The sequence below is a fragment of the Cognaticolwellia mytili genome (assembly GCF_002104475.1).
Lineage (GTDB): Bacteria > Pseudomonadota > Gammaproteobacteria > Enterobacterales > Alteromonadaceae > Cognaticolwellia > Cognaticolwellia mytili.
Map to the genome: position 1 here is coordinate 1 of NZ_NBOF01000006.1, position 13,110 is coordinate 13,110.

The following is a 13,110-nucleotide window of genomic DNA, read 5'->3' on the forward strand; positions in this document are numbered from 1 at the left end:
GCGTATAATACGCTTCCGTGTTTTAAAGTCAACATTTTATTTCGTTTTTTTGAACTTTCTTTTTAGAAGATTCAAAACCCTACTTTATAACGTTAAGTCAGCTACTTTGGCCTAAACCAGTGTAGTTTACTCTTTAAAACAAGCTTCTTGGGTTGCCCCGAAGAAGTGGAGCGCATTATGGCGATTTTTCAGAGCACGTCAACACTTAAATGCACTTTATTTACATAATAACGTTTGTATGTTTTTTTATTGAGCTATTCGTTTATTTTACGGACTAATAATGCAACGACTTTGTTTACAGCACACTATTAGCTTTTTCCGTAGAGTTAATTATCATGTATAAAAACACAGGAGATAATAATGTATTTATCCTCTATATTGTTTTCACATAAAAATAATAAAGTGTAAATATAAATAGGTTTACGCAAAGAGCATAGCAAATGAAAAAACTTATCATCTTGTTAATGCTTGTAGGAATTAGTAATACAGCTATGGCAAAGGATATTGCCGATTACAAACAAGAACGTTTAATTGCTAAAATATTGAACCAGCAAGTTAAAAAACATAGAAGTGTACAAAGTAGCGTTCATTCAATTCTTTCTCGTTATCCTGAAAAGGTAGATATTGTAATGGCGGTAGCTTTAGATCGATATCCTGAGAAGTATCGTGAAATAATAATGGGGGCGCTATCCGCAGAGCCCGTTTTAGCGTGTGATGTTATAGAGCATGCAATTAAAGCTGACATTGCCCCGAGCAGTGAATTGGTAAAGATAGCAATTAAGGCAGAGCCTGCCTATGCGCAAGAGATTGTTAATACAGCATTAAAGTATAGTCCCGCAGAACTTGAAAGCATTGTGAGGGTAGCAATACGCACTGAACCTTACGATATGACTAATATTGTTAATAATACTGCATCAAACTACCCGTCAGAAATGTTAAATATTCTTACCGCCGCTCTAGCGGCGATTCCAGAACAAGCGACTAATATAGTAAAAGATATATTGGCGTTGTTTCCATTAGAAGCAGGTACTGTTGTTACTACTGCTGTTACACAAAGCGATGATAGTTATAATAGCGGTATCGTCAATGCAGCAATAGATTCTGGTGTTGATAGGGATTCAGCAATTGCGGCAGCCATTGCTGGTGGTGCGAAAAAAGAAACCTTAGCCAAGCTAAATAACTGAACGTTTAATTCAAAAACTAAAGATTGAAAAGCCCAACAGTTATGATGGGCTTTTTTCATTTTACTGCTTAACTTGAAAAATATCAGTAAATTTTAACTAACTTTGTTCACGTGCAATTGCGCGATAAGCAATATCAGTTCTAAATTCTACACCTGGCCAAGAAATTTCTGCTAGTAATTCATATGCAGACTTTTGAGCTTGTGTAACATTGTCGCCCATAGCAGTAGCACATAGTACTCGGCCTCCTGCGGTAACAATTGCACCATCTTTTTCTGCAGTACCTGCATGGAAAGTTTTACGATCATCAGCTTTGTTGGTAGCTAAGCCTAAAATTACATCTCCTTTAGGATAACTTGCTGGATAACCAGCTGCAGCTAAAACTACGCCAACAGCGGGACGAGGATCAAAATCAATGGTTGCTTGATCTAATTCACCACGACATGCCATCAAACACAATTCAACAAGATCTGAGTTTAAACGCATCATAATAGGTTGAGTTTCCGGATCACCAAAACGACAGTTGTATTCAATTACCTTAGGTGTTCCATCAGCATCAATCATTAAGCCTGCGTATAAAAAGCCTGTATAAGGAGCACCTTCATTAGCCATGCCTTCAACAGTAGGCATGATAACTTCATCCATTGCGCGTTGATGAATTTCAGGTGTAACCACCGGTGCCGGAGAATAAGCTCCCATGCCACCGGTATTCGGTCCTTGATCACCATTGTATGCACGCTTATGATCCTGACTGGTCGCAAATGCCAAAACATTTTTACCGTCTACCATAACGATGAAACTTGCTTCTTCACCTTCAAGGAACTCTTCAACCACAACACGATGACCAGCATCACCAAAAGCATTACCCGCTAACATATCCTTGATAGCATCTTCGGCTTCTTTCAATGTCATGGCAACGATAACGCCCTTACCGGCCGCTAAGCCGTCGGCTTTAACAACGATTGGAGCGCCCATTTCACGAACGTATGCAATTGCAGGTTCAATTTCAGTAAAATTTTGGTATGCGCCTGTAGGAATATTATTACGTGCTAAAAAATCTTTAGTAAATGATTTAGAGCCTTCAAGCTGTGCAGCTTTGGCACTTGGTCCGAAAATCATTAAGCCCTCAGCCTGAAATGCATCGACAACACCATCAACAAGAGGTTGTTCAGGGCCTACAATAGTAAGAGCAATATCATTGCTTTTCGCAAATTCGACTAAAGCAGGAATATCGGCACCCGAGATTGCAATATTTTCCAATTTTGCTTCAGTAGCTGTACCTGCGTTACCTGGTGCAACAAACACTTTTGTTACTGAAGACGATTGTGCGGCTTTCCATGCTAATGCATGCTCACGACCGCCACCACCAATTACCAAAACATTCATTTACTTAATTTCCTAATATGTTGCAAACCGCTATATTGCATCGCAGTATAGCGGTTAGATTATGTTATTTTACAAACTTTAATGTCATGCGATCACTCTCGCCAATCGCCATATATTTCGCTTTATTTTCTTCTTTAAGACGTAAAACAGGAGGTAATGTCCAAACGCCTTTAGGATAAACGGCTTTATCTTTCGCATTAGCGTTTACTTCGCTACTTGCTGCTAAAGTAAAACCCGCGGCTTTGGCTTGTGCAATTGTTTTGCTTTGAGAAACATAACCCATCGCTTTTTTAGCATCAACACCTTCAGGTAAACGATGTTCAACAACACCTAATACGCCACCTTTTTTCAACGCTGTGTAAGCATCTTTAAATGCTTGTTCTACGCCAGCGTCACGCCAGTTATGCAAATTACGAAAAGTTAGTACTAAATCAGCACTGCCTGCAGGAGCAAGCTCACTTGCTTTGCGAGGTACAAAATTAGTTAATTCGACTTCGCTAAATACCGCATCACTCGCTAATTTTTTCACTAGTTGTTTACGTGATTTACTGAAATAATTATCTTCATTGGTATCAGGATAGTGCGCACCATATAGTTTGCCTTTTCCTTTTACCGCTGGCGCTAAAATCTCTGTATACCAACCACCACCAGGAGTAATTTCAACCACAGTCATTGTCGGTTTAAATCCGAAAAACTCTAAAGTTTCTTTTGGATGGCGAAATTGATCGCGAGACTTATTTTTATCCGAACGATGATCACCGGCAATTGCTTGATCAAGTTGCCCATGCACATGCGCTGTGGCAATACCTGAGCATAATAAAGTGGCAGAGATAATTGAAGCTGTAAAAACTTTTTTTATGACTTGAGTTGTTGTATACATTGCTATCTTCCATTAACTAGTTATTTTTAAACGCTAGTTATAGCAGATTTTCTTCATATGTTCAGTGCCATTAGTATCATCTTATCGATAAAAAGCGACGTTTGAACTTATCTCAATATTTCCAAATGTAACGTAATAATTTATTAGGCAACGTTTACACCAGGCTCTTAATAAAAGTGCTCAGCTATTTAATATAGCTAAGCACTGTATAACAAAGTACATTTTCTAATGGCGGAAGTGACGCATACCAGTAAACACCATAGCAATATTATGCTCATCTGCTGCTGCAATAACTTCGTCATCCCGCATAGAGCCGCCAGGTTGAATAACTGCAGTAATGCCCGCTTCAGCAGCAGCATCTAAACCATCACGGAACGGGAAAAATGCATCAGAAGCCATAACAGAGCCTGCTACTTCTAAACCTTCATCAGCCGCTTTAATACCTGCTACTTTAGCAGAGTAAACTCGACTCATTTGTCCTGCGCCAACACCAATCGTCATACTATTTTTAACATAAACAATCGCGTTAGATTTCACGTATTTCGCAACCTTCCAACAGAACTTTAAATCACGCATTTCTTCATCAGTAGGTTGGCGCTTAGTGACAATCTTTAAATCATCGTTGGTTACTTTACCTTGATCTCGGTCTTGAACTAGTAAGCCACCATTAACTCGTTTGTAATCTAAACCGGTGGTTTGTGTTGACCATAAACCGCACTCTAACAAACGAACATTTGGCTTAGCCGCAATAATTTGTGCTGCTGCACCAGAAATACTTGGTGCAATAATCACTTCAACAAATTGACGAGATACAATAGCTTTCGCCGTATCCGCATCTAATTCACGGTTAAACGCGATAATGCCACCAAATGCTGAAGTAGGATCAGTGCTATAAGCGCTTTCATACGCTGCCAAGATATTATCACCAATAGCAACACCACATGGGTTAGCATGCTTTACAATAACACAAGCAGCTTCATCAAATTCTTTAACACATTCTAGTGCTGCGTCAGTGTCAGCAATGTTGTTGTAAGATAATGCTTTACCTTGAACTTGCTTCGCCGTTGAAACCGAGGCTTCTTCTGGGCTTGCTTCAACATAGAATGCCGCATCTTGGTGAGAGTTTTCACCGTAGCGTAAATCTTGCTTTTTAATAAATTGGCTATTAAAAGTACGTGGAAATTTTTGTTTTTCTTCACTTGCAGTATTATCGCTACCGTATGCTGGCAACATTTTACCGAAGTAATTTGCAATCATGCCATCGTATGCAGCAGTATGCTCGTAGGCAGCAATAGCTAAATCAAAGCGAGTTTGATAAACCAAAGAATCACTGTTGGCATCCATTTCCGCTAATACGCGGTCATAATCATGGGCATTTACAACAATCGTAACATCTTTATGGTTTTTTGCGGCAGCGCGAACCATTGTTGGACCACCAATATCAATGTTTTCGATAGCGTTTTCTAGGCTACAGTTTTCATCGGCAACGGCATTGGCAAATGGGTAAAGGTTGACCACAACAAGGTCAATTGCACTAATGTTGTTTTCCACCATAACAGCTTCATCCATATCACGTCGTGCTAAAATGCCACCGTGTACTTTTGGGTGAAGTGTTTTTACGCGACCATCCATAATTTCTGGATGACCGGTGTAATCAGATACCTCTGTTACTTTAATACCATTGTCTGCTAATAACTTAGCAGTACCACCCGTAGATAAAAGGTCAACACCTTTTTGTGATAACGAGCGAGCAAATTCTACAATACCAGTTTTATCTGAAACACTTAACAGGGCGCGTTTAATTGGGCGTGGTGTATTCATGGTTTTTCTAATTACCTATAAATTAAAATGATTGTCTGGCCTATGACACATGTCCGTGGCGGTGTGCTCTTTATCGCGTCCATTATCATTGATATGCGATATTTTCTTGGGACTAAAAGTTGACTATTTGGATAACTTTTTAAGCCCTAATAACAAAAAAGCACCCGAGGGTGCTTTTATTTGACAGGCTAACCTGTCGTCAATCTTAGTTCATACCGTATTTTTTTAACTTCTTACGTAATGTACCACGGTTAATGCCTAACAAGTTTGCTGCGCGGGTTTGGTTACCACGAGTGTATTGCATTACTTCTTCAAGCATTGGTGCTTCAATTTCTGAAAGCACAAGGTCGTACATATCATCAACGTCATTACCATTTAACTGAGATAAGTAATTTTTAATAGCTACTTTCGCTTGTGTGCGCAAAGGCGATGCCTTTGTCTGAGTTTGTAAATCACCGGTAATAAATGGAGAGGAAATATTTTGTTCAAACATAAAGTTCAGACTCTTTCTAAAGTTAAATTATCAAAATACATAGTTAATGCATCGAGTTGCTCTGTTACAGACTCAAGCGCATTAAAAATAGAACGAAACGATTTTCCTTGTTCATGCGTTTGCATGTACCAAGAAACATGTTTACGGGCAAAACGCACACCCATAAAGTCACCGTAAAATTTGTGCAGTTCCTTTACATGTTCAATTAAAATTGAACGTACTTCATCCGTTGAAGGTGCAGACAAATGCCTGCCAGTTTTCAAGAAATGATTAATTTCTCGAAAAATCCAAGGTTTCCCTTGGGCACCGCGACCAACCATAATAGCATCAGCCCCAGTGTAATTTAGTACTTGTTCCGCTTTTTCAGCACAAGTAATATCGCCATTAGCAACAATAGGAATACTCACTGCTTGCTTAATCGCTCGAATAGTATCGTATTCGGCATTACCTTTATAAAAGTCATTGCGTGTTCTACCGTGAACTGCAAGTGATTGAATGCCGTTATACTCAGCAATATGAGCAATTTCAATACCATTACGAGTGTTTTCACACCAGCCAGTTCGAATTTTCAACGTTACCGGAATATCAACCGCATCAACAACAGCTTTAACGATCTGTTCAACTAATCCGGGTTCTTTCAGTAATGCTGAACCTGCTAACTTCTTATTTACTTTCTTCGCTGGGCAGCCCATATTGATATCAATAACCTGTGCGCCCTGCTCTGCATTAAACCGAGCAGCAAAAGCAAGCTCTTCAGGATCCGAACCAGCAATTTGCACTGAACGAATACCCGCCTCTGCACTATGCAGCATACGACGCTGAGATTTTCCCGTATTCCACACTTTAGGATTCGAAGACATCATTTCTGATACTGCTAAACCTGCGCCCATTTGGCAGCACAATTGCCGAAAGGGTTGATCAGTAATTCCCGCCATGGGTGCAAGCATAGTATTGCTTGCTAGTGTGTATGGACCTATCTTCACGCTGTTGCTTTTTTGAGCTACTAGTCAAAAGGGCGCTAAGTTTACGTGTTTTTTTTGAGATTGAAAAGGATATAAATTGAACAAAAAGCGTTTTTTTTCACGTTTTTTATATTGACATTTTATAAAATGTTGATGGGAACAGTTTCTGTACAATTTGATAACAGAAACTGTTCGTTTTTTAAGGCTTTTACTCGTGCTATTTTTTCACACCGGACAGACGTACCCATTCATCTTGCACTGCAATGGCATCCATCTGGCAATATTCACCATAAATTTCCTGCAATTGTTCGGCTTGCTCTTCCAGCACACCCGATAAAGCCAACAAACCAGTTTGAGCAACATACTCAATAATCACCGGTGCAAGTTCACGTAATGGTCCTGCTAATATATTAGCCACAACAACATCTGCTTTAAACTTTGGTTGATCCTTAGGGAGGAATAACGCCAAACGATCTTCACATTGATTGCGCTTGGCATTTTCCAAGCTCGCTTGTAATGCTTGTGGATCAATATCAATGCCAATCACTTTCTTAGCACCTAACTTTAAAGCCGCGAGTGATAAAATCCCAGAACCACAACCAAAATCGACTACTGTTTTGCCCTTAAGGTCTAAACTATCAAGCCAAGTTAAGCATAAAGCCGTTGTTGGATGCGTACCAGTGCCAAATGCTAAACCAGGGTCAAGCATAACATTAACCGCAGTTGGATCGGGCACATCACGCCAGCTTGGGCATATCCATAAGCGTTGGCCAAATTTCATTGGATGAAAGTTATCCATCCACTCACGCTCCCAATCTTTATCTTCAAGCTGCTCTAGCTTATAAACCATATTACTTTTATCTGGGTGAATGCTTTTTAAATAATTCAGCACTTTATCCATATCATGGCTAGCATCGTACAAGCCCATTACCACGGTATTATTCCAATAAATAACTTCATCACCTGGTAAAGGTTCATATATAGGTGTGTCTTGAGCATCAATAAACGTAACCGCTTGTGCGCCACACGCACTCAGCCAGTCACTATATTTTTCCGCTGTTTCTTCATCAGCACTTAATCTAAGTTGGATCCAAGGCATTTTTATTCTCATCGATATTTTTAGCTAGTTTAACATTCTATAAAGCGACAACCTACCCAATTAGCCATATACTAAAATAAAGTAGTGCAAAATTAGCACTATTTTAGGTTTAATAAGGTTGAGAATATAATGCTCAAGGTAGTCTTACTATGTCTTATTGGTTTTATGCCACTCACTTTTGCACAGCAACTACGCATTGTCAGTGAAGAAGTGCCACCACTACAAATGTTTGATGCTAATCACCAACCTACGGGTGCCATGGTAGAAGTTGTTAACGCCATGCTAAAAAAGGCTCAACTCGTTACTGATATCAACATTTATCCATGGGCGCGTAGTTACCAGCTAGCCTTAAGCGAGAAAAACACTATAATTTTTTCATTATTCAGAGATACGAAGAGAGAAAAAAAATTTCACTGGATAGGAAAACTATATACCGTTAAATCTTATCTCACTAACTTAAAGTCACGTTCTGACATTAAAATTAACAGATTAGCCGATGCAAACGACTACAGCGTTGGAACAATTAGAGGTGACTTGGCGGAAAATCACTTGTTGGACAACGGCTTTTTATTGAATGAAAATTTATTCATTAGTAGTAAATATAATGTTTTGTGGGAGCTGCTATATAGTGGCCGAATAGATGTAGCATTTACCAATAGTTTATTATGGCGTTATGAAATTAAATCTCTTGGGTTAGACCCGAAAAAGCTCAAGCTCAATTACCAAATACCTAATTTTGCTAGTGAGCTATATATTGCTGCAAGCTTGAGCACAGATAAAAAAATTGTTGATGCGCTAACAAAAGCCTTAGCGGATATAAAAGCCGATGGCAGTTACCAACGTATTTTAACCAAATGGCAGATGTAAAATTCTACAGATAAAATGTGCTATAGCTTGAACTTATATTCGTTATAACCATTAATAGTAAAATCGTCGGTAGTGTTTTGCTATTGTAGATTTAACGCCAATAATTTTACTTCAAGGATAGCCATGTTAGATTTATTACCTGATTTATTTGATGAATATGCAGAGCAACTTGCCCTCGCAGCGCCAATTTTCAATGATTATGGTGGCAAAAAAATATTTTATGGCGAAATTGTTACCGTTAGCTGTATAAATGATAATTCGAAAGTTAAAGAATTAGTCGCACAAAATGGCACTGGAAAAGTGATGGTCGTTGACGGGAAAGCTAGTGTTACTCGTGCTCTACTTGGCGATATGCTCGCCGAACAAGCAGTACAAAATGGCTGGCAAGGTATTGTTATTAACGGCTGCATACGAGATGCAGACACTATTGCCACCCTGGCTATTGGCGTTAAAGCATTAGGTTGCTGCCCAATCAAAACTAAAAAGTTAGGCCAAGGAGAAATTAATAGCTCAATAAGCTTTGCAGGCCTAACGTTTAATCCAGGTCAATATATTTATGGCGATAGTAATGGCTTAGCCATCAGTAAAGCACTATTATCCTTTTAACAATCTAACCTTTGTGATGTTGGTGTCATTGAGGTTGCAAGTATAGCTAAACGTTAGAGAATAATAACAATGAAGTATTTTCCTATATATCTAGATGCCAAACATATTAACGCGATGATTATAGGCGGTGGCGAAGTTGCGGCCCGCAAAATAGACTTGTTATTAAAGTCGACCACTAATATTTCCATTATGTCTGAAAAATTAAGTAGCAGTGTTGAACGCTTAGTAAACCTGCACCAATTAACTTGGCTTAAGCATAATTATCAACCTGGCCACCTCGCCAATATCAATATTGTGATTGCAGCAACTGACAACACTGAAATAAACAGCGCCGTTGCAGCAGAAAGTAGTAAACTAAAACTGCTGACTAATGTTGTGGATCAACCTGAACTTTGCACTTATATAACGCCAGCCATTATTGACCGAAGCCCCATTATTATTTCAATGTCGAGTTCCGGTAGCGCACCAATTTTATTACGCATGCTCCGTGAGCAAATAGAAAAAACCTTACCTAACGGCTATGGAAAATTAGCTGACTTCTCATTTAAGTTTCGCGATCATGTTAAAGCGCGAGTAAAAAGCATGCGTGATCGTCGTACATTTTGGGAACGTACTTTACGTGGTAAAATTGGCCAAGCTATTTTAGACGGGCAAACAACAACAGCGGAACAGCAGCTTATTGCCAGTTTACAAGCACAAACACCACCGCCGAGTGGTGAAATCGTTTTTATTCATACTTTAGACGGTAACCCAGATCACCTAACATTAAAGGCACATCGCGAGATGCAATTTGCTGATGCTGTTTTTTATGATCAAGAAGTTAATACTGATTTGATTGAATATATACGTCGAGATGCTAACAAGTACCCGCAAGACATCGCATCGAGTATTCTAATAAATATCCAACACGCATTAGAGCTAGCGGAACAAGGCGAAAAAGTCATTTACTTACTTGCAGGCAATATTGATATTCCAAATAACTCTATGCTTAATCAAAGTAATGTTTTGAAAAAACACCTTTATAGCGGTAGTTAAGTTAAAGCTGTAACTTAATAAATCTTGCACTTACCGCAGCTTTGCACTGCGGTTTATTATTTACTTTTGTTGTCGCTATTAACTACATAAACAGATACCTACTGACATCAGTGCTGATGACTATGCTGCTGACGGTTGACAACTTGCGCAGACGAAAACCCTTGATTAATCATTTTAGCTAAAAATGGCATAGCTTCATTATCGCCTATGTCCGCATAGTCAGTGCTGCGGTAATTGTCATACTCTCTAAACAACAATGTAGAACGCTCGCTACTTACTTGGTGTGAACTTAGCTGCCACTCTTTATTAATAGTATTACTTTGTATTTGAAAGTAACTCACCAATGCTAATTTAGGCAGCCAAGTGACACGATATTCAGCGCTATCCGTTTGCAATTGATAATATTGCTTCAGCTCACAACCTTTACCCGTTTGAGAAAGTAACACCATTTCATTGAGAGCAGGTATAGAGATTGGTTGATATATACTTTGCCAATTTGGTTTATAACTTAATTCACTCGGCTGGTATTCAATCGCATGCTGATATTCATCGAAAGCACGTAACAGCGAAATACGCCCATGTGCACCTTGTCTCCATATATTACTGAATCCAACATCAGAGAATCGTTGTAAAACGCGATTACCTTGACGATGAAATTCAAGCAATGTCGACGAAAGATTACCTTTCAAGCTATTTCCTTTAACCGGCACCATTTCTGATATTTCATACTGGGCGCTAATAAATTTAGCTTCGTTGGTGCATTCTTGAGCAAAACTATGAAACGAAAATAGTAATAAAAAAATGATAATAACTTTCATAAGAACAACCTAAAATAACCTAATAATCCGACAATAAGAAAACTGCAACACCAGTAAGACATTGCAACTTTCTTTACTTCTTCACGCTTGCTTCGTAATAGAGATGACCTTACTCAAGCGCGGCTTCTGCAAGACCAACCAAATCGGCTGCATAGTCCATGACATGAAAAATAACACTCTGTTCATTGGTACTACTAACAAGGTGAGCACCGGGTCCCATAGCATGAATACCAACATCTTCACCGGCATGGGTTTCAGAACTTCGTGGTACTAATGCTTCTTGATGAAAACCAGCAGATTTTGTATCAACGCTGGTTAAATCAACTCGACCTGTGACGGCATCGCCAGCGTATCCTTCATCAGCATCAGTTTCAGCTGCTAAATCACGGAAACCTTTACCATTGGTATAGCCTAAGGTTGTATAAGGCATGCCATCACTTGCTAAACTCGGCTCAGTTTTTCCAACACCAACAACTTTACCTAAGATGGGGTTACCACGCTTAGGATAACCAGCCATAGTGAAAACATGGCTGTGATCTGCCGTTACAATAATCAGAGTGTCTTCAGGGTTGGTTGAGTTAACCGCAGCTTGTACCGCATCAGCAAATTCTATCGCATCGGTTAAGGCACCATGAGCACTACCCGCATGATGTCCGTGATCAATCCTTCCGGCTTCCACCATTAAGAAAAAACCATCATCGTTATTATCAAGGACATTAATTGCTTTACGGGTCATCTCACTTAATGAAGGTTCACCTAAAATATCATTCTGGCGATCAGCTTCATATTGCATATGTGATTCATTAAACAGGCCAAAAATACGGTCTGTAGCATTAGCATCAATGGCATCAAAGCCAGCCTGATCAATAACATAATCACCCGCTGGATATTGTGCCTTCCATTCAGCGGTTAAATCACGACCATCAGTACGATCGCCTTCAACTGCACTCGCTGCATCTGCACTATTAAATGCCGCATCTTTTGGTAAGAAATGACGACGACCACCGCCCATAACAACTTCAATACCGTCAACATCTAAGCCGGCGTAGCGACTTTCCAAGTCACTTTCAAAGCTAATCAACTGTGAAGCAATATCAATACAACCACCCGTTACCGCATCTGCTGGCATATCTGAAATATCTTCCCAGTTACGATCAGCTGATTTTGCGTAAGTTGCCGCAGGTGTTGCATGAGTAATTCTTGCGGTAGAAATAACTCCTGTCGACTTGCCTGCAATTTCCGCAAGCTCTAATGCGCTGACCAGTTCATTACCAGAAACTGAACTACAATCACCACGAACAATGGCTTCTGAAACACCAATAACACCAACGTCGGTTTTAACGCCTGACATCATTGCCGTCATGGTGCCAGCAGAGTCTGGCGTTTGTGCATCAACATTGTAAGTTTTAGCAAAGCCTGAGAATGGAAACTTATCGAAGCTTAGCTGATGCTCTTCACCCATTTTGCCAAGTTGTTGACCGGCAAGAATACGTGCAGCTGTCACTGTTGATAACCCCATACCATCACCAACAAACAAAATCACATTCTTTGCTTTACCGCGCGCATTAGCAATGGTTTGACGATTGATTTTAGCCTGTGCTAATACCTGCTGACCTTGCTCATACCATAGGTTATTTGTTGTGGCATCTAATGCCGAACCTTGTACTTGGCTAACCGGCGCTGAACAAAGATATTCTGTCATATCAATTTCAGCATTTTCAAGTGTGCCGGAATGATCGTCATCAATACCCGAATCGACCTGTATGCCGCCATTCAAACATTGTTCATGGCCAACTGCTAACATGGTTTGATTAATCAAACTATTAAGCCCATTTGTACCGTTTACGCCATTTGTACCGCTAACACCGTTTTTTCCGTCATCACCGCCACAGCCGGTTAAAACCGCCAACACAGCCAATGATAAAATATGTAAAGTTTTCATGGTTAATTCCTATAAAGTAA

Annotated in this window: 12 protein-coding genes; 4 read left to right on the forward strand and 8 right to left on the reverse strand. The window is 39.6% G+C overall.

The genetic code is table 11. The annotated features are described in order from the left end of the window. The first annotated feature begins 440 nt into the window (after window positions 1-440). Window positions 441-1,184, forward strand: a complete 744-nt coding sequence (locus B7C41_RS17695; RefSeq protein WP_085300312.1) for a hypothetical protein — start codon at window positions 441-443, stop codon at window positions 1,182-1,184. 96 nt (window positions 1,185-1,280) lie between these two features. Here B7C41_RS17695 and purD read toward each other — a convergent pair whose 3' ends face one another. The 6 genes from purD to prmA all read right to left on the reverse strand — a co-directional run bounded on the left by purD (window position 1,281) and on the right by prmA (window position 7,822). Further along, window positions 1,281-2,567: a phosphoribosylamine--glycine ligase gene (purD, locus tag B7C41_RS17700; RefSeq protein ID WP_085300313.1), complete on the reverse strand. Its 1,287-nt coding sequence runs from the start codon at window positions 2,565-2,567 to the stop codon at window positions 1,281-1,283. A gap of 64 nt (window positions 2,568-2,631) precedes the next feature. Then, complete coding sequence (locus B7C41_RS17705) at window positions 2,632-3,447, reverse strand: class I SAM-dependent methyltransferase (protein ID WP_085300314.1); 816 nt, start codon at window positions 3,445-3,447, stop codon at window positions 2,632-2,634. A 225-nt stretch (window positions 3,448-3,672) separates the two neighbouring features. Beyond that, on the reverse strand, window positions 3,673-5,268 hold the full coding sequence (gene purH / locus B7C41_RS17710; protein ID WP_085300315.1) for a bifunctional phosphoribosylaminoimidazolecarboxamide formyltransferase/IMP cyclohydrolase: 1,596 nt from the start codon (window positions 5,266-5,268) through the stop codon (window positions 3,673-3,675). Between the two features lie 205 nt (window positions 5,269-5,473). Beyond that, window positions 5,474-5,761 carry a DNA-binding transcriptional regulator Fis gene (gene fis, locus B7C41_RS17715; protein ID WP_044832893.1) on the reverse strand — a complete coding sequence of 96 codons (288 nt, stop codon included), beginning with the start codon at window positions 5,759-5,761 and terminating at the stop codon, window positions 5,474-5,476. Between the two features lie 5 nt (window positions 5,762-5,766). Continuing rightward, window positions 5,767-6,744 carry a tRNA dihydrouridine synthase DusB gene (gene dusB, locus B7C41_RS17720; RefSeq protein ID WP_085300316.1) on the reverse strand — a complete coding sequence of 326 codons (978 nt, stop codon included), beginning with the start codon at window positions 6,742-6,744 and terminating at the stop codon, window positions 5,767-5,769. Window positions 6,745-6,940: 196 nt separating this feature from the next. Continuing rightward, on the reverse strand, window positions 6,941-7,822 hold the full coding sequence (gene prmA / locus B7C41_RS17725; RefSeq protein WP_085300463.1) for a 50S ribosomal protein L11 methyltransferase: 882 nt from the start codon (window positions 7,820-7,822) through the stop codon (window positions 6,941-6,943). Window positions 7,823-7,951: 129 nt separating this feature from the next. On the opposite strand from prmA, the gene B7C41_RS17730 reads away from it, so the two are divergent. From B7C41_RS17730 to B7C41_RS17740, 3 genes are all read left to right on the forward strand, one after another. Further along, window positions 7,952-8,689 (forward strand): substrate-binding periplasmic protein, encoded by a 738-nt coding sequence (locus tag B7C41_RS17730; RefSeq protein ID WP_085300317.1) that lies wholly within the window; start codon window positions 7,952-7,954, stop codon window positions 8,687-8,689. Between the two features lie 123 nt (window positions 8,690-8,812). After that, complete coding sequence (locus B7C41_RS17735; protein WP_085300318.1) at window positions 8,813-9,295, forward strand: putative 4-hydroxy-4-methyl-2-oxoglutarate aldolase; 483 nt, start codon at window positions 8,813-8,815, stop codon at window positions 9,293-9,295. 69 nt (window positions 9,296-9,364) lie between these two features. Next, complete coding sequence (locus B7C41_RS17740) at window positions 9,365-10,330, forward strand: siroheme synthase (RefSeq protein ID WP_085300319.1); 966 nt, start codon at window positions 9,365-9,367, stop codon at window positions 10,328-10,330. 107 nt (window positions 10,331-10,437) lie between these two features. On the opposite strand, the gene B7C41_RS17745 is transcribed toward B7C41_RS17740, so the two are convergent. Both B7C41_RS17745 and B7C41_RS17750 read right to left on the reverse strand, forming a co-directional pair. Beyond that, on the reverse strand, window positions 10,438-11,148 hold the full coding sequence (locus tag B7C41_RS17745; RefSeq protein WP_085300320.1) for a hypothetical protein: 711 nt from the start codon (window positions 11,146-11,148) through the stop codon (window positions 10,438-10,440). A 109-nt stretch (window positions 11,149-11,257) separates the two neighbouring features. After that, window positions 11,258-13,090: an alkaline phosphatase gene (locus tag B7C41_RS17750; protein ID WP_085300321.1), complete on the reverse strand. Its 1,833-nt coding sequence runs from the start codon at window positions 13,088-13,090 to the stop codon at window positions 11,258-11,260. Between the last annotated feature and the right edge of the window lie 20 nt (window positions 13,091-13,110).